A 19,466-nucleotide genomic window follows, 5' to 3' on the forward strand; every position below is an offset into this window, starting at 1 on the left:
GTTAGGAGACTCTTTATTGGTTTTTTATGAATATACCTAGTGATATATAGCCATGTTGCTGGATAAGTGCGTAAAAAGCATTGCATTTCTTCGGGGGGCTCTATATTATAATGAGAATAATTATCTTTACGATATCGCTGCTTAAAAAGCAACAGGCTTGTTTTAATCACTGTTGCTGTTTTTTCGGTGTACTTCCGCATTTTACGAGCCAGGATTGGCTTGAGCTTTATTTCTGGAAAGGGATTTCATGCGTGATTTGTTTCGACAGGAAGCCACGGATCATCAGCGGGCGAAATGGGCGGGTAAGGCCTTATTGATAAACGGCTTGCCCGCCTGGTGCTTTGGTCTTTTATCGTTTTTATTTATTCTTGTTTTCCTCTCTTTTCTTATATTCAGTCATTATACGCGCCGCATTAATGTTTATGGTGAAATCACCACCTTCCCCCGCTCAGTCAATGTGTTTGCACCCCAGCAGGGTTTTATCTCGGAACGCTTCGTCGAAGTGGGCGACGTGGTTAAAAAAGGCCAGCGTCTTTATCAGATTGATGTCAGCCGGGTGACGGATAACGGGAAAGTGAGCGCCAATACGCGCCTGGCGCTGGAAAACCAGTTAAAACACGTTGACAGCATCATCCTTAAGTTGCAAGACAACAAGCGCATGACGCTGGAAAATCTACGCGCGCAAAAAAAACAGTATGAATTGGCGCACATGCAGTCCAAACAGCTGTTGGATAACGCACGAGAAGGGGTGGCATTTGCTCAGGACAACATGCGTTCCTATAAGGAATATCAGCAGCGCGGTCTGATTACCAAAGACCAGCTTAGCGGACAAACCTATTCGTTTTATCAACAACAAAGTCTGTTCCAAAACCTGCATAGCCAACACATTCAGGAATCGTTGCAAATTACGAATTTGGAAAGCGACATCGTTACGCGCGCGGCAGATTTCGATAATCAAATTTCACAGTACCAGTTTCAGCGTAATGATTTGCAACGGCAGTTAGCGGAAGCCGATGCCAGCGGCGCATTGATCGTGAACGCCCCGAGCGATGGCCGCATTGAATCTCTCAGCGTTACCCCGGGTCAGATGGTCAATAGCGGTGACAGTCTGGTACAGATTATTCCACGTAATGGCGCGATTTATCAGCTAGTTTTATGGTTGCCGAACGCCAGTGTGCCTTATGTTTCAGCGGGGGACGCCATCAACATTCGTTATGATGCTTTCCCCTATGAGAAGTTTGGCCAGTTTCCCGGCAGGATAGAAAGCATCGCTTATGTGCCGGCCTCCATGCAAGAAATGTCAACTTACAGCAGTTCTCCCGTGCATCAGCCCAATGCGCAAACGGCATCTTATTACAAGGTCACCGTTTCCCTGGATGAAACGCATATCAGTTACCAGGGCAAGGCGTTGCAGCTCACTAACGGCATGCGGGCTCAATCCACGCTGTTTCTGGAAAAAAGGCCTTTATATCAATGGATGTTCTCGCCTTTCTACGATATGAAAAACAGCCTGATGGGGCCAATCAATGACTGAATCTTATTTCGACACGCTAAAGGGCAAACTCAACTTGTCGCTGCGCCGCAAAGTGCCGCAGATCCTGCAAACTGAAGCCTCGGAATGTGGGCTGGCCAGTCTGGCGATGGTATGCCATTACCATGGCTTGCAAATCGATCTGTTTAATCTGCGCAGCCGCTACGGCTTTTCTTCACGCGGGGCGACGCTGTCCGCGCTGATTGACATCGCGAGCGCACTGAAACTGCAATCCAGAGCGTTATCGCTGAATATCGATGAACTTAAGGCATTGAAAATGCCTTGTATTCTGCATTGGGACATGAAGCATTTCGTGGTGCTTGTCAGTGTCAGCCGAGGGCGGGCGGTGATCCATGATCCTGCCTTTGGCCGTAAAGTGCTGGGGTTGCATGAACTGTCGCGGCATTTTACCGGCGTAGCGCTTGAGCTGTGGCCAGACAGTGAATTTCAGCCGATCAAACAGCAAAGCAGATTGCGTTTTCGCAAGCTGATGAGCAATGTGCGCGGCCTCAAGGGGGCCTTGCTAAAGATCTTCTGTCTGTCGATCGTGATTGAAACGGTTAATCTGCTGTTGCCCGTCGGTACGCAGTTGGTCATGGACCATGTGATTCTGGCCGGCGATCATGATCTTTTAGCGCTGATATGCATAGGATTGCTGTTTTTTATTTTATTCCGTACCGGCGTATCCATGTTGCGCTCGTGGATCTCTATCGTCATGGGCGCGTTGATAGACGTGCAATGGAAGGCGGGAGTGTTCGATCATCTGATGAAATTGCCGCTTTCCTTCTTTGAGAAGCGCAAGTTGGGTGATATTCAATCCCGTTTCGGCTCATTGGATACGATAAGAGCGACTTTCACTACCAGCATCGTCAGCAGTATTATTGATGGCATCATGTCCGTAGGCGTATTTATCATGATGCTGCTCTATGGCGGCTGGTTGGTTTGGGTGGTGCTCGGCTTTACGGCGATATACGTTATTCTCAGGTTGTCGACCTATCAATATTATCGGCAGCTGTCGGAAGAGCAGTTGGTGAAAGGGGCACGAGCCGGGTCTCATTTCATGGAAACGTTGTATAGCGTCAGTACGTTAAAGGCGCTGGGGTTATCTGAAACCCGTTCGCAGTATTGGCTGAATCTAAACGTAGAAACGATCAATGCCGGTATCAAGCTGACCAAATTAAACATGATGTTTGGCGGCCTAGGGGCGTTTATCGCCACCTGCGATCAGGTGATCATCCTTTGGCTAGGCGCGGCATTGGTCATAGACAATCAAATGACGATCGGCATGTTTATCGCGTTTAACGCCTACCGCGGGCAGTTTTCGGAGCGTGCCAGCAGCCTGATCGACATGATGCTTCAGCTGCGAATGCTGAGTTTGCATAATGAAAGGGTGGCGGACATTGTGCTTTCGTCACCGGAATCGCAAATGCCTGCGCGCCAGCTCTTCACAAAAGGCAAAGCCGCGGAGCTTCAGGTGCGGAATCTGCGCTACCAGTATGATCGCTTGGCGAAACCCATTATCGCGGATTTGAATCTCAGCATTGCAGCGGGAGAAAGCGTGGCGATTGTCGGTCCCTCCGGCGCGGGTAAAACCACGTTGATGAAGTTAATGTGTGGGTTGCTGTCGCCGGATGAAGGGGCCGTGCTGGTCGACGGTATGGATATCAGCAACATTGGCGTTAATAATTATCGCCAATGTATCGCTTGCGTGTTGCAGGATGACAAGCTGCTGGCGGGATCTATCGCTGAAAATATTTCAGGATTTGATGCCGAAATGGATCTGAAGCGTATTGAGGCGTGCGCACGACGTTGCAATATGCATGATGATATTCAAAACATGCCGATGGGCTATGAAACATTGATCGGCGAACTGGGGGGGAGCCTTTCTGGCGGGCAGAAACAGCGCTTATTGATAGCCCGTGCGCTCTATCGTCGCCCCAGCATTCTGTTTATGGACGAAGCGACTAGCCACCTGGATCTAGATAATGAAACACATATTAACCGCGCTATTTCACAACTGAACATTACCCGCGTGATTATTGCGCACCGTCCGTCGACGATTGCCTCTGCGGATAGAGTCATTCGACTCGGGTAATGTCAGCTTCGCTTTACCTGGCCTCTTCACCCCGATATTTTCGCTACGTCAACCGCGCACTCATCCTGCGGTGAACCCATGAAAAAAGGGTTATCACAATGATAACCCTGGCATGATGTGACGCTTTAGGCGCTGAAGCCAATGTTAACCGCTGAGGTCAACCGCGAGGCTTGCAGGCCCCCGATCAGTTCGAATCGGTATTGTTGTTGTTCCCCCACATGGTACCGCCGCCGTTGCTCCCGCCCCAGGGAATGCCTGATGGGCCAACTGAGCCGGGGGCACGATCGCCGGTGACATAGTTACCGACAGCACCGCCGACAATAGTGCCGACAACGCCGCCCGCCACGCCACCGATAGAGCCGATGCCGCCGCCGATCGCTGCGCCGACAGTTTCTGCGGAAACCGTCAATGTACCGCTGCGATCTCCTGCACCGGAAATGATTGAACATTCTTCAGAGGTAAGATTGCGCATACTTGCTCCTTAGTAATTAAATTTTAAAATAAGCCACGTTGATCATGCTGAGCGTCGCCCGCGATCGCTATTGAGCAATTTATGCGTGGCGATAACGGCAAAGGCGATAAGGGCGTATTTCAAGAAACGATTGAGGCTGAAATAATCCGCAATCGCGCCAACAACAAGCCCGATTAAAATGGCGAACAATATAATGAATAATCTTTTCATATGATGGATACGAATCTTCCTGCATTAGTTACTGTCGGCAGGATTGTTCGTCGATGTTTGTTTATTGCCACCCAACATGGATTCCACCATTTTGCCAGCGGTATAGGCGGCACCACCGATAACGGCACCGGCAACAGCGCCTGGGCCAGCACCGACGCCGCCAGCCATGGCGCCGGTCATCGCTCCACCAACCGCGCCGGCAGCGACTGCACCGCCCAACTCTGCATAGCTGAAATCCCCAGCTGCCGCGATAAAGTTCACTTCATTAAGTGTAAGCTCTCTCATAATGACTTCCTTATATTATTGGTTTTTGGTTTTTGCAGTTTTCCGATACCAGAAAAATGCCACTAGCAAGGTTGAAAAGATAAAGGATTGAATGATTGTGCTGGTAAACCTCCTGTCTTCGGAAAAAAATAAAGAATAAAAAATATCCATAAATGTGTAGTAAAAGCAGAACAAAAAAATCCAACTGCTTGGTAATTTCATCAGTGCCTCGATAGGTTTGATTGATAGGGGGTATCTTCTCGCGTTATTCCAATGATGTTGACAACGCGTGCAGCAATTGCGTCAGCGCTCGAAGAAGTTGAGCGTTGTTTAAAATGCTGTAATGCGTTTCTGCACAATAACTGAGTTGAACGCCATGCGAGGATTGCATCTCCCAGCGTTGTGCAAGATGGGGGTGTTTACGCTGACGTTGCTGGCTGAGCCAAAGCGTTAGCGGTATCGCTATCTGCGGCAGGGGGCCGGCGTTACTCGTTAGTTCGAACGATTTTTTCAGCGCCCAACAGAAGGTTTCGGCATGTTCCAGCGTGATCTTCTCCGCAAGCACGCTTTGATTCAGCGCATAGTGCATTTTTATCTCGTTGGCGAAGCTGTCTATCGCATTCGTTTCTTGACGCCGACACAAATGGCGCGCAATACCGAGGGAGTCGAACAGACTGAGGTAACTTTGGGCCACGCTGAAACGTCGCTTCACTGCGGGCTGCTGGGCGGGCAAACCGCTGTCGACAACCACCGCATGCGCAAAGGGCGCGCCTTGTTCCGTGGCCAGCGCCGCCATATGGACAGCTAATTGGCCACCCAATGACCAGCCGGCGATAACGGCCGTGTCGCGTTTGGCACGCGGTATGGCCGCCAAGTGGGAGGCGGCCAATCGCTGCAGGGTGAGTGTGTCGTCTGCGCCTGGCGCGGCCAACCCCGGGCTGGCGATGGTAATGATGTTGGCGCAGGCGCAAAGCTGTTTTGTCCACTTTGCATATTGATGTACCTGGCCGCCGGCGCCATGCACCAAATACAAGGTGGGCAGAGAGGGGCGATCGGCTGAGCCGGACAGCATCGATAACTGCAGGGGCGCATTCGCGCGCAGACGCTCGGCAAGTTTATCGAGCTGTGAGTAGCCAAGGATTTCCGCCAGGGTTAATTCCACATTAAGGGCGCGCTTGATGTTGCCCAAAAACGTGATGCCGGAAAGCGAGCTGCCGCCATTGCTGAAGAAGCTGGCATGGGGGTCGATCTTGTCTGGGGTACAGCCTAACGTATTCGCCAACAGCTCTCGTAGCAGCATGAGTTCCGCGGACGCCGCGGGTGCAACATCGCTGGCCTGACTCCGTTCGGTGCCTGGCGATAGCAAGGTGCGATCCAATTTGCCGTTGCGTGAAAGCGGGAAACGTTCAATGAGATGATAGCGGGATGGCGCCATATACGTGGGCAATGCGGCCGTAACCAGCTCGCGTATTCTTTGCTCTGCTTGAATGCAGGTTTTCCCCGCCTCGGTCAATGTGATGTAAGCCTCCAGATGCGGTGTGCCGTTCCCGGTTTCATCGCGACAGACGACACACGCTTCAGCGACCAGCTCGCTGCTTTTGAGCGCGAATTCGACGTCACCCAATTCGACGCGAAAACCCTGCAGTTTCACCTGTTGGTCTTCGCGGCCGAGAAACTCGATGTAACCGCTGCGATGCCAACGGCCGCGATCGCCGGTGCGGTACACGCGTTCTCCGGTGGTTGGGAAAAGCACAAAGCTGCCGGCGGTGGTTTGGCTATCGCGCCAATACTCGCGGGCGACCCCAACGCCACCGATATAAATGTCGCCGGTAACGCCGAAACCGCACGGCTCGAGTTTTTCATCCAACACCCACATGCTCTGATTTGGCAATGCGGTTCCATAGGGGATGGCGTTTCTGTAGTGCGTATCTCGTGTAACCGGATGATAAATTGACCATATTGCCCCTTCGGTTGCACCGCCAAGGCTGGTGATGGTGGCGTTGGGGCAAAGCCGATGTGCCTCGGCGATCAGCCGCGAAGAGATGCGATCGCCGCTCAGCCAAATATGCCGCAGTTGAGGCAGCGACAGGATGTTTTCTTGTGCGCAATATTGCACCAGCATTTGCAAGATGGCGGGAACCGAGTTCCAGATGCTGATTTGCCGCTGGCGTATCGCATTTAGCCATGCTGACGGCTCTTTCGCTTCATGCGGCGATAGCACCGTTACCGATGCGCCGGCTAGCCAGCTGCCGAACAGGTCATAGACCGATAAATCGAAGGCCAGATCGGCGAGCGCCAATACGTTGTCATGATGAGAAACGTTAAACTGTCGGTTCATGGTCAGCAAGGTATTGGTGACGGCACCCTGTTCCATAGCCACACCTTTTGGCGTGCCGGTCGTCCCCGACGTATAAATGACATAGGCGAGCGCTTCCGCTTCGCCTGGCGGGAAGGTCGCTGTGTCTGTGACATGAGGGGAAAACAGCGCCTCCAGATCTTGAATGCGGGTAGTCTGCGGATAGCGGGCGCGATGGTGAGCCTGGTTGCTCAAAACCAAGGCGCAACCTGATATCCGCATAATGGCCGCTGCGCGGGCATCCGGCAATCCTTCGGCCAACGGCAAGTAGGCGCGTCCGGCGAGGATCACGCCGAGCGCCGCAATAGCTTGATGAGCGCCGCGTGGAAGATCGATGGCGATGAGCGCGCCTGGGGCGGTATGGGCGATCAGCCAATGCGCCACGAGGCCGGCGTGCCGCAACAGTCGATCGTAATGCCATACGCTATCGCCCTCGTACAACGCCGGGCGATCCGCATGCTGGTGGGCAGTGCGTAACAGCCGATCGGAAAGAGGTTGCCGCAAGAATGCCGGCATTGCCTGTCCGATGGAGAGCTGACGCAATTGCCGGTTATCGGCCATTGACGCCAGCGAATAGTGGCCGACGGCCCGCGAGGGATCGCAGGCAATTTGCTGCAGCAGCAATGCGTAAGCTTGCGCCAATCCATCAATGCGCTCCGGCGTAAACAGCTTGGCGTTGTATTGCCATTCCAACTGAATGCCCTCTGCGCTGGAAATCACTTCCAGAACCAGATCAAACTTGGGCGGCGCATAGCCTCTCGGCAGGGTGTTAACCTGCGCACCGCCAACATTTAGCTCATTGCTTTTGCGATGTTGGCAGACGAACATGATTTGAAAAATGGGGTGAAACTTGCCGCGCGTGGGCTTGAGTTGTTCAACCAGGTAAGAGAATGGCAAACCCTGATGTTTGAAAGCGCGCGCAAATTTATTCGCGTTCTTTTGCAGCAGCGCGGTGAAACTGTCGTCGCCAGTGATGATAAATTGGTGAGCGATCGTGTTGACGAAGCTGCCCACGGCATCGTTTAACGTTGGCTCGTTCCTGTTGGCGATCGGGCTACCGATGACCACGCGATCCGTCGCAGATTCTCTGGCAATCAGTAACGCGAAGGCGGAGTGCAACAGCGTAAACAGCGTCGTACCGTTATGTTTGGCTAACTGGGCCAGAGCCGACTGCAGTTCGTTCGTCAGCGATGTTCTGACGATATTCTGTGTTTTTCCTGCCGCGGTGATGGCGATATCGTATTCAAGCGCGTGTTTTTCCGGCGCACCATCCAGTTCATCGCGCCAAAACGCCATGCTGTCATCGACATTGGCGACGGCGAGGAAAGGGTCTTCAAGGTAGCGGAAAAACGCCTGGCCGTTGTCATAATGGCAATGCTCTTCGTGCGCGTGATAGCCACGGCTCAGTTCATCCACCAGCAAATTGGCCGTCCAGCCGTCGACCACGCAATGGTGAAAAGTCAAGAACAGATAGTGGTGCTGCGCGCTCTTTCTCAAGATCCGGCAGCGCAGGGGATACTCGGCACCGAGATCAAACGGAATCGTGCACTGGGCGTTAAGCGCCGCCAGCATACTTTTTTGCTGCTCCTCACTATTCTGCCCGCTGATGTCCTCGAGACTGTGTTCGAAAATGGTTTCATCAGGATGCACGATGTCAACGGTGATGGCTTCCCCGTCTAGCCGATAGCGGCCGCAAAGCGCACCGTGCCGCTTGAGTAGTTTTTTCAGCGCGGCGAGCAAACGCGTGGGTTCAAAGGGCCCCAGGATCTCTTTGGCGATCGGAATGTTATACAGCGGGCTGTTCTTGGTGAAGTTTTCATACAGCCACAGGTATTGCCCCGCGTAGTGATTGACGGTGTAACAAGGCTTCTCCCCGGTGTCTCGCACTGCATTATCTGGCGTACAGACAGATAAAAATGCGGTGATGTCTTCCTGCACCGCACTGAGGGCGGCGGCGTCGACATGCTCAATGGTTTGGCGTCGAGGCGACAGCTCGCCGAATGTTGCTCCCTGTTTCGCCATTTCCATCAGATTGATCAGGCCGATGACGCTCATCAGTGCACTCCTTCCATGTTGACGTCGATAGCTTTCCCTGTTCGACCGCTTTTATTCGGGCGTTTGTCGCTGTGGGCGGAAATCAAATTCAGCCAATGCGACAAGCTACACAACTGCACTCCCGGGTTTCTCCGCTGTGCCATTGTGAAGGCGGCGCGATGATCGATATTCTCGCCATCATCGAAGCCGAAGATCCTCAGTACGCAGCCGTTCAATCGCTCATTGGCCGTATCGAACCGGATGTGCGGGAAATAGCCAAGCCGCGCGGAAAAGGCTATCAACTCAGTAACGCCGGCGTCGACGGCTTGGCGGCGCGAATCGGTTTTATGCAGCAACAGCAGCCGCTCATGCCGAAAATCGCGCAGCAGGCTTTGCGTGAGTCTGGCGCCGCCGGCTGTATCATGCATAAAGATCATGTAGTTAACTCGGCCGGGCAGGACGAGCAGCAGGGCCGAAAGCGCATCAAGCCAGCTGGCATATTGCGTGGCTTCGTTCGGTACGTTGAATATGGCCGCGTTCAGCGGCCATTCAGCATGCAACGGCAGCGCCTGCGGTGACAGAATGTCCACACCGTGTTTGTCGGCGAGGGCGGCCAACAAAAGTCGTTCATCTGCGCCTTCGGGAGATTGAATAAACAGCCGGCTGCTGGCCGGCACCTCGGTTGATAGGCGGCGGCCGATAGCGCAACGGATGTCAAGATGCTGCGGATCCAGGCCATAGCGTGCATGGGCCAGCTGCGTTAGGTGTCGGCAAAAATCGGCGAGTCTCGGATGTTCAAAAATGTCGCTCAGGTTCAGATCCAACCTACAGTGGGCGTTAAGCGCGTTAATGATTTTTATGGCCTGCAGCGACTCGCCGCCGAGCGTGAAGAAGTCGCCATCGTCACTGCCCAGCGTCGCCAGCCAAACCTCATTCACCAGGGTGTTGAATGTCGTCGAACGCAATTCCCGTGTGGGTTCAGGCAGCCGGGATTGTCTTTCCAGGGTGCGATAATCAATCTTGCCGTTAGCCAGTTTGGCCAGCGGCGTTGGGTGATGCACGAAGCGCTGAGGAATATGTGCATTGGGCAGTTCGCCATACAGCGTGCGGCGCATTGCCTCGCTGAGCGGCTGCCGGCTGTGATAATGCGCGTACAGTTCCGTTCCCGCGTCGCCGCTTTTGGCCAGCACGGCAATTTCGACAATTGCGGGCAACCGGGCCAGACAGCTTTCTATCTCACCCATATTGACGCGCTGCCCGGCGATTTTCGCTTCACGAATTTTGCGGCCAAGGAACACCAGCTGCCCATCCTGGCGCTGGCAGGCGATATCGCCGGTACGAAAGGCGGGCATGGGATGGCCGTTAACCTCAAGGGTGACGAACTTTTCCGCGCTCAGCGTTGGCTGATGCAAATATCCCAGGCTGACGGTCGCTCCGGCTATCAGTAATTCGCCGCTGCAGCCGAGCGGCAACAGCCTGAGATCCTCGCCGACGATCGCCGTGTATATACCGTCCAACGGTGCGCCTATCGTCACGGCGGCGCCATCGTTTTTGATTTCGGCGACCGTCGCCACCACGGTTGTCTCGGTTGGGCCGTAGGAGTTGAATAGCTTTCTGCCTTTGGGATAGTGCGCGAACCAGCTTTCTTTGGCTCGCGGTGAAAGGCTTTCGCCGCCGATGATAACGGTCGTGACGACCGGCGGCAGCGTCTGTTCGCCGCCGGAGGCGAACAGCATCTCATTAAAGTAGGCGGTCGGCAGATCCAACAGGCTGATTTGATGATCGGCGCAGAATGTGAAGAAAGCGGCAAAACTGTGCTTGACGGCCTCAGGGGCGATACACAGGTGGGCGCCGGCACCCAGCGTCATGAAAATTTCTTCAATGCACGCATCGAAATGCAAGGGCGCAAATTGCAACACGCGTTCATGCGGTTGAATGTCATAGCATTTTATCGCCGCATCGACAAAAACGTTGAGAGCATGTCGGGCGCCTATCACGCCTTTAGGCATTCCCGTCGAGCCGGAGGTAAACATGATATAGCCGGTTCCGGCCGGGAATGGCGGCGCCTCTGCCGCTGTTTGCCGGCGAAACACGGTGAAGTGCGCGAAATCCGCCGGCATATCGAGTGTCGATGCGCGCCAATGCGCCAATGCGTCAGGTTCGGAATGAAAGGAGGGAAGTGTGCGATCGGTAATCAGGATAGCGTCGCTAAACTGTTCAAGCAGCTGCCGATGAGCCGCTCCATCCCCTTTGGCATTCAGGTTGACGAACGGCATTTTCAACTGCAGCGCAGCAAGCATGCAGATGATGGCTTCCGGCCCTTGCGGCAAGTCGAGCAACAGCACGGTGTATGCAGCACGGGCGGGGGCCAGGGTATCGGCCAGCGCACGCCACTGTTGCTGCAAAACGGCATAAGACAGCGCTCTTAGCGACAGCGAAGCGTGTGCGGGCGTGAGGATCGCCGTGCGTTGCGGCGCTTGAACGACGGCACGATCGATACGTTGCATTATATCGACCACGTTCTCGTTGGCTGCTTTACCCTGCAGCGAGAGCGGGAAACGTTGTCGCAATGCCGCGACGGAAAGATTTTCCGGGTCGTGATACAGCAAGGCGCACAAGGTCTGTATCCCCTGGCTGTGCCGCACCAGGCTGGCCGCATCGTAAAGCCCTGAGTCGGCATCGATCTCCAGCCGAAGCGTTTGGTTATCGAGATCGGGACGCATGTTGAAGACCAGATCCTGCGCGCCTCCTGAGCGTAAATTACGGATTTCGCTGCGCTGCGCGGAAGAAAATGAGGCTGCCGCTTCAAAGGGAATGATATTGACCACGATGTTGAACAGCGGCGAGCGGCTGGTGACGCTCCTCAGACTTTTTATCTCTTCGTAACGGAACGCTTGATGTTTTTTGAGTAGCCTGAGCACGCGTTCAATGGTTTGCGCCAACTGTCGGCATGAGGCCGTGTCCTCAATATCGAGCGTCAAAGGAACAACGTTGGTTTTGCAAGTCAGCGCCTGCCTCGTCAGGGAGTCTGTTCGCGCCATCATTGGGACGCCGATCGTTTGCTGTTTCTCGCCGGTACACAAGTACAAATATGCCATCACTGCCACGAAAGTGCGCGCCAGCCAAGAAGGGTGCCCGGTTTGCAGCGCAAGGCGCTCGGCAGGATAGGGCAACGACGTCACATGGCGGATCGTTTGTCCCGAGGGAATATTGGCGCAGGCTAATGTCATCGGGTCTGGCAGTGAGGCGCTGGCTGCTTGCCAAAAATGTCGGTCCGCTTGATAGGCGGCTGACTGTTTATACTCAGATTCAGCCCTGAGCAAGGCATCGATCGCAGGTACGTCTTGCGGTTGCTGCGTTTGGCCTCGGTAGGCCTGTGCCACTTGGTGGATCAGCAAATAAGTGCCGTAACCATCAAGCAGCAGATGGTGGCTGCAGAAATACCATAGAAAGCGTTGCTCACCCAGTCTAATGATTTTTTGTCTGAATAACGGCGCAGCGTTCAACGAGAACGGGCGCTTGGTATCCGCTTCCATTAATTCGATAGCGGTGGCCATATTGTTGGCGCGCTGCGAAAGATCTACCCATTCCACTGAGATGTTGGCGGTGACGGGATATTGATAAGGCGTACCGTTATCTTCATCAAACAGAACGTGCAGCGTCGGCGTTTGGCTGATGACGCGATGAATGGCACGTTTCATTCTTGCGATATCGAGAGTGTGATTTATTTCGACATATTCCGCGATATTATAGCTCGATTTGTCATCGCCGATCTTGGTGCCGTAGTAAAATCCCGCCTGTGAATCCAATAGTTGATGCTTGCTCATCGGCTCATCCCTGATGTTTATTTTTCTTTATTTTTTTACCGTCATCAGTTTGCCCGTTCGGCGGGAACGCCATACAACCGTGCGACGTTCTGCGATTGGGTGAACTGTTTTAAGGTGTTCCAAACATAAATGCGCGCTGCCTGGCTTGCAGCAAAAATCTAAAATACACAGCGTGCCGCCCTCATCCCATTCTGAGGTATGGAGAAGAAACTGCGGATCGTTAATAAATCGACCCAGCGTCTCATCTCTCAGGTAGGCCCAGGTTATATATCCTAACGGATTATCCAAATGGTCGAATAATATTTTGAATTGGTTTTGATTAATCGCTTCCTGAGTCCATAGCTGCAACGTTTTTATATGGTACAAACTGTAATTTTTATTCATCAGCATACAGTTAACGGCGAAGCCCAGGCTCTCGTATTGACTGAACTTACTTTTACCCTGCTGGTTTTCTTTGATAAAACTCACGAAATATCCTCAGCGTTATTATTGTAATACATTGATCGCCTGGCGCTCGAAACGATCCAGATAGGTTTGCAACTGTTCGCTGATCTCGCTGACTTCACCGCGCCAGCCGGCAATTTCTTGAAAAATCACTTCACGGCGCATGAACGCGCGGGAGCCCAACCTTCGGGTGACGGTCTGCTTCATCGCCTGTTGTAATCCGGCGGCGGTTTGATCCGCTGATGTTTCCTGAAGGTACTTCGCGTATAACCGCTGGAATGCCAGAGAAAATTTCTCCTCCGCTGTCGTACCCTGTTGTTCGGCGGAAACCCTTACGGGCGAGTCGATGAGCCGATGCAACAGGGCAATCGCCGGATGAGCATTCCCCTGGCCCAGACCTTGTCGACGGCTAAAGACGCCGGGAGCCAAATCGAACATTTTTTGCAAGCGTTCGCCTAAGGCGAACCATTCGGCGGTGAGAGGCAGGCGTTGTAAAAATGCAGGGGCAAAACCCGCCATACCGAGATTATCCAGCAGGCAGGCTCGCTTGTAGGCCATACTAAAGGCCGCGCCGATGCCTTGGTGCGCTGCCGCGAGAAATGCCGGGCCAAATTGATGCTTGGCTAAATAAAAAGCGAGATCTTGCATGCCTCTCAGCAACAAAGGGGCGTCTTCGTTGAGTTTGTTGTGCTGAATGTAGCTGCGGCCGGGATCTCGACGTTCTGCGGGAAAAACGCTGCGAACACCATGAAAGTCCAGCAGCCTGCCGGCCATATCGCAATTGGAGGGTGAGGTCATCATCACCAAATGGCGGGTACGGCAGTAAGCTATCTGCGTCGCAAGGCGCCGGGCAAGCTCGCAGAGCCCGTAGAATGCTCGTTCTTCCTGCGGCAATGCCAACCAGCGCACAGCATCAAACTCAGAGGGACGAGGCAGAAAGGACGGTGCGGCGACAATGAGTTTTTCGGTCCGCTCAATATCCGAAGGCTGCCTTTGCATCGCATCATGAGGATGATAGTAGGGTGCGCGGCAAAAATGTGCAGGGCGCACGACAGGTTCGCGCACCAGCAACGCCTTACGGTTATGGACATCTCCCGCCGATGCAGGAGAGAGGGTGGCGATGGGGTTGTCGGTCAGCAAGATCGCCTTATTGGGCACGGCGCCGTAAGGCAGCAGTTTGGCCATGACGTTTCCCCACAATGCCTCCAATACTGCGCCGGTCATTGTCAACTCGCCATCGACATGCTTTGCCCCTTGACCGACTAACGCATTGGCTCCGATGCCTTTAACCTGCCATCGCCCATCAAAGCCACAGCGTGCGCCACCGCCGTTGCGCGAAATAGCCCCGCCGCCATAACGTTCGGCGAAAAAGACTTTTTCATCGTTTAAGAGCGGCGTGCCGTCATCAAAAATAGCATGACGATTATTTTCTTCGATGAGATAGCTGGCCTCATTTTTCAGTTCGTCCTGCTCGGCAGGGCTTAATTCGTTGTGCCAGAGTAATTGAGAACCTGTCTTTTTTGCGACAAAAGGAATCAAGCTTTCGTGAAGCATGGCGAGGTTTTTCATTTTTTTAATCGTTATTTTTATGGGCGCAGGGCAAGTTAAATATCGGCCTTGTTGTTCAAGGGATAATAAGGCCCACGTTTTTTAATTTGAAGAATCCGGTGTTGAAAGTGACGACGACGGTGAAGGGCGACCACCGCCACTGCCATTCCATGTTGGGCCCATGGGAACCTGTGGAATAGCAACGTTAACCGGCATGTGCGGTGCGGCCTGAATAGCGATTTCCGTGCCCACGCCTACGGCTAATGATACAGGGGTGGGCAATTTCGCTATTGTGCTCAGGCTGCCGACAATAAGTGAAGTCGGATTATAAGAATCATTGCCGTCAGAACCGTTAATACATGACAACTCAACTTCCGTTAAGGCTCTCATTTAAGCTCCTTCTTGCGAGAGGTAATAGATAACACAAGCGAAAAAATAACTGCCATCGACAAACCATACATTGCCGTGATTTTAAGGGCGGCCGTATCCAAAAGGATCGCTTGGCGCTGCAGGCAGTAGTCTAAAAATACGGCAAGGGGGAATATCAAGAACAGCATGACGATATGGTACGTGCGCAAGCCTTTTTTCTTCGCGTTTTTATAAGTTGCACTGATAATGAGGATGAAAATGACAATAAGAACTATTTCCGTTATAAGCTGCAATTTGATTAGCTCCATTAATCAAAATTTACATCAAGTTACATTGAGTAACCTGATAAGTCAACAGGGTATTTTATGATTCTTCTTTATTTATCAATGGCATTGAATTAATTTCCTATAAACTAATTACATTATGTGACTATATATTGATGATAAAAAACAAAGATGTCACTGGAGCTTCTGGCAGCGGCCGGCGAGGCGGCTAACTTCTAATCACTTGTTTTTGCTCAAACTGCCAACTGCACCTAAGCTAGGAGGTGACTCAGAGGGAGCGATACCCCGAGACCTTATTCCGTGAACATGGAGGAGTTTCGATTTGATGCGTTTATCCACATTGGTGCTGGCGATCGGCATGGCGCTGGGCTCGCAGGCACAGGCAGCAGAAACCCAACCTCACGCCGACCATAGCGCACTGCCCAGCGGCCAGGCGAAGGAGGCTAACGTGACCGGTGAAGCCAATCAGCACGACAAGCAAAAGACTCAAAATCCGTTCTTCTATCAAAGCCGTCTGCCGTTCCAGGCGCCGCCGTTCAACCTGATCAAGGAGAGCGACTACGCGCCGGCGATCGCAGCGGGCATCAAGCAAAAGCGGGAAGAGGTGGAGAAGATCGCCAACAACCCGGCCAAGCCCAACTTCAAAAATACCTTGGTGGCGCTGGAGCAGGCTGGTTCGTTGCTGACGCGGGTGATGAACGTGTTCGGCGCCATGACCTCGGCCAACACCAGCGACGCGCTGCAAAAGCTGGATGAAGAAACCTCGCCGAAGCTGGCGGCGCTGAACGACGACATCATGCTCAACGGCAAGCTGTTCGCGCGCATCAAGGCCATCTATCAGGATCGCGATGCGCTGAAGCTGGATCCGGAGTCGCGCCGGCTGGTGGAAGTGACCTACAAGAACTTCGAGCTGGCGGGCGCCAACCTGTCGGACGCCGATAAGGCCAAGCTGAAGGCGCTGAACCAGGAAGCGGCGACGCTGAGCACCCAGTTCACCAACAAGCTGCTGGCGGCGAGCAAAAACGGTGCGCTGGCGATAACCGACCAGGCGAAGCTGGACGGCCTGTCGGAAGGCGAGCTGGCTGCGGCGGCTCAGGCGGCCGCCGAACGCAAGCTGGAGAAACAGTGGCTGCTGGTGCTGCAAAACACCACGCAACAGCCGTTGCTGCAGAGCCTGAAAGATCGCGACACCCGCCAGGCGCTGTTCGACGCCTCCTGGACGCGTGCGGAGAAGGGCGACGGCAACGATACCCGCCAGACCATTTCCCGTCTGGCCAAGGTGCGCGCCGAGCAGGCCAGGCTGCTGGGCTACCCGAACTACGCCGCCTGGAAACTGCAAAACCAGATGGCCAAGACGCCGGATGCCGCGCTGAGCTTTATGCGCAACATCGTGCCGGCGGCCACCGCGCGCGCCGAGCGTGAAGCCAAAGACATTCAGGCGGTGATCGACCAGCAGAAAGGCGACTTCAAGGTGCAGGCCTGGGACTGGCAGTTCTATGCCGAACAGGTGCGCAAGGCCAAGTACGATCTGGACGAGTCGCAGATCAAGCCTTACTTCGAGCTGAACAACGTGCTGAACAACGGTGTGTTCTACGCCGCCAACCTGCTGTACGGCATCAGTTTCAAGGAGCGCAAGGACATTCCGGTCTATCAGCCGGACGTCAAGGTGTACGAAGTGTTCGACAAGGACGGCAAGTCGCTGGCGCTGTTCTACACCGACTACTTCAAGCGCGACAACAAGGGCGGCGGCGCCTGGATGAGCAACTTCGTCGATCAGTCGAAGCTCAACGGCACCAAGCCGGTGATTTACAACGTCGCCAACTTCACCAAACCGGCGCCGGGCCAGCCGGCGCTGCTGTCGTATGACGACGTAATCACCATGTTCCACGAGTTCGGCCATGCGCTGCACGGCATGTTCGCCGATCAGGAATACCCGAGCCTGTCGGGCACCAACACCGCGCGCGACTTCGTCGAGTTCCCGTCGCAGTTCAACGAGCACTGGGTCAGCGATCCGAAAGTGTTCAGCCACTTCGCCAAGCACTACCAGACCGGCGAGGCGATGCCGCAGGAACTGGTCGACAAGATCAAGAAGGCCGACAAGTTCAACAAGGGCTACAGCATGACCGAGCTGCTGTCCGCCGCGCTGCTGGACATGCACTGGCACATGCTGACCGCCGATCAGCCGCAGCAGGACGTGGACAAGTTCGAGGCCGAGTCGCTGCAAAAAGACAAGGTCGATCTCAGCTACGTGCCGCCGCGCTACCGCTCCAGCTACTTCCAGCACATCTGGGGTAACGGCTATGCCGCGGGCTACTATGCCTATCTGTGGACGGAAATGCTGGCGGACGACGCCTTCCAGTGGTTTACCGAACACGGCGGCCTGACCGCCGAAAACGGCCAGCGCTTCCGCGACATGATCCTGTCGCGCGGCAACAGCCAGGATCTGGAGAAGCTGTACATCGACTGGCGCGGCAAAGAGCCGAGCATCGAACCGATGCTGATCAACCGCGGGCTGAAGGACGAGTAAGTTCGGCCATTCCCGGTAAGCAAACAAAAGGGCGCGTTATGCGCCCTTGGTCTTTTTGGCTTGGTCGACATTCAGCGGTTCACCACCTTGGCCGGCAGAGCCACCACCAGCAGCGAGCTGAGCAGCAGGCAGCCGGCGAAGGCCCAGAGCGCGCCGCCGCTTTTGCCGGTCAGATCCAGCGCCAGCCCCATCAGCGAATTGCTCACCAGCCCGGCGATGTTGGCCAGCGAACAGGCCAGCGCGAAGCCGGTCGCCGCCGCCGTGCCGCGCAGGAAGGTGGCCGGCAGGCTGAAGAATACCGGCACCGCACCGATGATCGCCGCCTGGGCGATGGAGAACAGCAGCACCGTGGCCAGCACATTGTGGGTGAAGAAGGTGCTGCCGGCCATTGCCAGCGCGCCGACGATAAACGGCACGATGATATGCCAGCGCCGTTCGCGCAGCCGGTCGGAACTGCTGCCGATCAGCAACATGCCGAGCAGGGCGGCGACGCTGGGGATCGCCGTCAGGTAACCGATGGTGGTGATGTCGGTGACGCCGGCGGTTTTGATGAAGGTCGGCATCCAAAAGCCCATGGCGTAGGCGCTGAGCAGAATGGCGAAGTCGATGCCGCCAAGCATCCAGACTTTCAGGTTGAAGAAGCCGTCGCGGAAGCTGTGCTTGCCGTGATCGGCCTCGGCGTCGTCGCGCGCCAGATCGTCGGCGATGCGCTGTTTCTCCTCGGGCGTCAGCCACTTGGCCTGCTGGTAGGTGTTAGGCAACAGCCAAAAGGTCAGCACGCCCAACAGCACGCTGGGAATGCCCTCCAGTAGAAACAGCCATTGCCAGCCGTGCAGCCCGTGAAGCATGTCGAAATGGCCCATGATCCAGCCGGACAGCGGCCCGCCGATCACGCTGGACAGCGGCAGGCCGATCATGAACAGCGCGATGATGCGGCCGCGGCGATAGGTCGGGAACCACAGCGTCAGGTAAAAGAGCACGCCGGGCAGGAAACCGGCCTCCGCCACGCCGAGCAGGAAACGAATGACGTAGAACTGGGTCGGCGTGGTGACGAACATGGTGGCGGTGGACAACAGCCCCCAGGTGATCATGATGCGGGCGATCCACATCTTGGCGCCGACGCGCTGCAGGATCAGGTTGCTCGGCACTTCGAACAGAATATAGCCGACGAAGAACAGCCCGGCGCCGAGGCCGAAGGCCGCTTCGCTCAGCTGCAGCGCGTCGGCCATCTGCAGCTTGGCCAGCCCGACGTTGATGCGATCGAGGTAGGCCGCCAGGTAACACAGGCAAAGAAACGGGATCAGTTTCCAGGTGATTTTGCGGTACAGCAGCAGCGATTCTGCGTCCGCTTTCCCCGCCAGCGGGGTGTCGACAATGGCCATGATGTTGTCTCCAGGTGGTGCGTATTGGCCTCCGCAGGAGGCGCCTGTTGTGTTTGCGTTGCAGGGGCGCCGCCCTGTTTCGGGCGGTCGCGTGAGGCGCTGTTTGCGCCTTCGTTATTGTCG

The 19,466-nt window shown here is 54.7% G+C and carries 13 protein-coding genes; 3 read left to right on the plus strand and 10 right to left on the minus strand.

Annotated elements, in window-relative coordinates; genetic code table 11:
• Window positions 1-247 precede the first annotated feature (247 nt).
• Both ACJ8IN_RS22445 and ACJ8IN_RS22450 read left to right on the plus strand, forming a co-directional pair.
• Window positions 248-1,534 (plus strand): HlyD family secretion protein, encoded by a 1,287-nt coding sequence (locus ACJ8IN_RS22445; RefSeq protein ID WP_033648236.1) that lies wholly within the window; start codon window positions 248-250, stop codon window positions 1,532-1,534.
• Window positions 1,527-3,626 (plus strand): peptidase domain-containing ABC transporter, encoded by a 2,100-nt coding sequence (locus ACJ8IN_RS22450; RefSeq protein WP_033638474.1) that lies wholly within the window; start codon window positions 1,527-1,529, stop codon window positions 3,624-3,626. The genes ACJ8IN_RS22445 and ACJ8IN_RS22450 overlap by 8 nt, the downstream gene beginning before the upstream one ends.
• Before the next feature lie 184 nt (window positions 3,627-3,810).
• On the opposite strand, the gene ACJ8IN_RS22455 is transcribed toward ACJ8IN_RS22450, so the two are convergent.
• The 9 genes from ACJ8IN_RS22455 to ACJ8IN_RS22495 form a co-directional block, all read right to left on the minus strand.
• Entirely contained in the window at window positions 3,811-4,098 is a 288-nt protein-coding gene (locus ACJ8IN_RS22455; RefSeq protein ID WP_025302730.1) for a hypothetical protein, read from the minus strand.
• 42 nt (window positions 4,099-4,140) lie between these two features.
• On the minus strand, window positions 4,141-4,308 hold the full coding sequence (locus ACJ8IN_RS22460; RefSeq protein WP_154067229.1) for a hypothetical protein: 168 nt from the start codon (window positions 4,306-4,308) through the stop codon (window positions 4,141-4,143).
• 24 nt (window positions 4,309-4,332) lie between these two features.
• Window positions 4,333-4,593 carry a hypothetical protein gene (locus ACJ8IN_RS22465; protein WP_049196799.1) on the minus strand — a complete coding sequence of 87 codons (261 nt, stop codon included), beginning with the start codon at window positions 4,591-4,593 and terminating at the stop codon, window positions 4,333-4,335.
• Between the two features lie 244 nt (window positions 4,594-4,837).
• Window positions 4,838-8,983, minus strand: a complete 4,146-nt coding sequence (locus tag ACJ8IN_RS22470; protein WP_308325699.1) for a non-ribosomal peptide synthetase — start codon at window positions 8,981-8,983, stop codon at window positions 4,838-4,840.
• Complete coding sequence (locus tag ACJ8IN_RS22475; RefSeq protein WP_308325700.1) at window positions 8,983-12,789, minus strand: AMP-binding protein; 3,807 nt, start codon at window positions 12,787-12,789, stop codon at window positions 8,983-8,985. Before ACJ8IN_RS22475 ends, ACJ8IN_RS22470 begins: the two co-directional genes overlap by 1 nt.
• Window positions 12,790-12,816: 27 nt before the next feature.
• The gene (locus ACJ8IN_RS22480; RefSeq protein WP_033634445.1) at window positions 12,817-13,257 is read right to left on the minus strand and encodes a toxin-activating lysine-acyltransferase; all 441 of its coding nucleotides are present in this window, start codon (window positions 13,255-13,257) and stop codon (window positions 12,817-12,819) included.
• An 18-nt stretch (window positions 13,258-13,275) separates the two neighbouring features.
• Entirely contained in the window at window positions 13,276-14,802 is a 1,527-nt protein-coding gene (locus ACJ8IN_RS22485; protein WP_128884729.1) for an MchC protein, read from the minus strand.
• A gap of 81 nt (window positions 14,803-14,883) precedes the next feature.
• Window positions 14,884-15,171, minus strand: coding sequence for an E492 group microcin (locus tag ACJ8IN_RS22490; protein ID WP_125460888.1), 288 nt, complete (start codon window positions 15,169-15,171; stop codon window positions 14,884-14,886).
• Window positions 15,168-15,443 (minus strand): hypothetical protein, encoded by a 276-nt coding sequence (locus tag ACJ8IN_RS22495; RefSeq protein ID WP_060420559.1) that lies wholly within the window; start codon window positions 15,441-15,443, stop codon window positions 15,168-15,170. Before ACJ8IN_RS22495 ends, ACJ8IN_RS22490 begins: the two co-directional genes overlap by 4 nt.
• Window positions 15,444-15,759: 316 nt before the next feature.
• Between ACJ8IN_RS22495 and dcp the strand changes: the two genes are divergently transcribed.
• The gene (dcp, locus tag ACJ8IN_RS22500) at window positions 15,760-17,961 is read left to right on the plus strand and encodes a peptidyl-dipeptidase Dcp (protein WP_060430152.1); all 2,202 of its coding nucleotides are present in this window, start codon (window positions 15,760-15,762) and stop codon (window positions 17,959-17,961) included.
• Window positions 17,962-18,032: 71 nt separating this feature from the next.
• On the opposite strand, the gene ACJ8IN_RS22505 is transcribed toward dcp, so the two are convergent.
• Window positions 18,033-19,343: an MFS transporter gene (locus ACJ8IN_RS22505; RefSeq protein WP_060427797.1), complete on the minus strand. Its 1,311-nt coding sequence runs from the start codon at window positions 19,341-19,343 to the stop codon at window positions 18,033-18,035.
• Between the last annotated feature and the right edge of the window lie 123 nt (window positions 19,344-19,466).

Source organism: Serratia sp. CY31944 (assembly GCF_052169175.1).
GTDB lineage: Bacteria > Pseudomonadota > Gammaproteobacteria > Enterobacterales > Enterobacteriaceae > Serratia > Serratia sarumanii.

What these genes read in the sequence shown, in the direction of transcription:
- ACJ8IN_RS22445 (WP_033648236.1), top strand. Translation starts at nt 248, where the DNA reads ATGCGTGATTTGTTTCGACAGGAAGCCACGGATCATCAGCGGGCGAAA.
- ACJ8IN_RS22450 (WP_033638474.1), top strand. Translation starts at nt 1,527, where the DNA reads ATGACTGAATCTTATTTCGACACGCTAAAGGGCAAACTCAACTTGTCG.
- ACJ8IN_RS22455 (WP_025302730.1), bottom strand. Translation starts at nt 4,098, where the DNA reads ATGCGCAATCTTACCTCTGAAGAATGTTCAATCATTTCCGGTGCAGGA.
- ACJ8IN_RS22460 (WP_154067229.1), bottom strand. Translation starts at nt 4,308, where the DNA reads ATGAAAAGATTATTCATTATATTGTTCGCCATTTTAATCGGGCTTGTT.
- ACJ8IN_RS22465 (WP_049196799.1), bottom strand. Translation starts at nt 4,593, where the DNA reads ATGAGAGAGCTTACACTTAATGAAGTGAACTTTATCGCGGCAGCTGGG.
- ACJ8IN_RS22470 (WP_308325699.1), bottom strand. Translation starts at nt 8,983, where the DNA reads ATGAGCGTCATCGGCCTGATCAATCTGATGGAAATGGCGAAACAGGGA.
- ACJ8IN_RS22475 (WP_308325700.1), bottom strand. Translation starts at nt 12,789, where the DNA reads ATGAGCAAGCATCAACTATTGGATTCACAGGCGGGATTTTACTACGGC.
- ACJ8IN_RS22485 (WP_128884729.1), bottom strand. Translation starts at nt 14,802, where the DNA reads ATGAAAAACCTCGCCATGCTTCACGAAAGCTTGATTCCTTTTGTCGCA.
- ACJ8IN_RS22490 (WP_125460888.1), bottom strand. Translation starts at nt 15,171, where the DNA reads ATGAGAGCCTTAACGGAAGTTGAGTTGTCATGTATTAACGGTTCTGAC.
- dcp (WP_060430152.1), top strand. Translation starts at nt 15,760, where the DNA reads ATGCGTTTATCCACATTGGTGCTGGCGATCGGCATGGCGCTGGGCTCG.
- ACJ8IN_RS22505 (WP_060427797.1), bottom strand. Translation starts at nt 19,343, where the DNA reads ATGGCCATTGTCGACACCCCGCTGGCGGGGAAAGCGGACGCAGAATCG.